The sequence below is a fragment of the Roseivirga echinicomitans genome (assembly GCF_001592935.1).
Lineage (GTDB): Bacteria > Bacteroidota > Bacteroidia > Cytophagales > Cyclobacteriaceae > Roseivirga > Roseivirga echinicomitans.
In genome coordinates this window covers 1-587 of sequence record NZ_LRDB01000033.1, presented here as the reverse complement: position 1 = coordinate 587, position 587 = coordinate 1, and the positions used below count along the sequence as shown (strand labels likewise).

Here is a 587-nt window from a genome sequence, read left to right as displayed (position 1 = left end):
CCACAGTCGGCAGAAGAAGTGAATCCTAGTAGAACTTCTCCTGACACAAACGGGTGAATAAAAACAGACTTACCATACTTCTCGTGCTTCTTTATCTCATCTGTAAGCGTTCCTTCTCCCATAAAAACCAATACACCATCTGATAAATTGAGTTGATCAAAAGCCTCAAGTATTACCTCTATGCCTCGCCCTGGGTATAAATAACCCTGGTATAAAAAAATCTTCTTAGATGCAGGAATACCGAAATGCTCCCTGAATAAATTCCTTTTGATCACTTCTTCTGTTCGCAGAATAGGGCAGTTTAAAATAACTTCTGGCTTTTCAATACCATACAAGCGCACATATTCATCTGCAATGGTAGGACTCACCGTTATTACCCGGTCACAAAACTTAATTAGAAAACGCTCCTTAAGCTTTACATATGTCCATCGCCAACCATGAAGGCCATTCCTCTGAGTTTCGTACTCATGCGCATCATAAATTAACTTTAGCTTACGAGGTTTTAAAAACTTTGCCCTTACCCCAAACTGTAACGTGTTCAAATCATGACAGTGAATAATGTCAAAATTGCTCAATGCAATTTTTAG

Annotated in this window: 1 protein-coding gene; it reads right to left on the bottom strand. The window is 38.8% G+C overall.

All coding sequences use genetic code 11. The features are described from left to right. A partial coding sequence (locus AWN68_RS13235) for a glycosyltransferase family 4 protein (protein ID WP_157716209.1) occupies nucleotides 1-587 on the bottom strand: 587 nt, incomplete at both ends.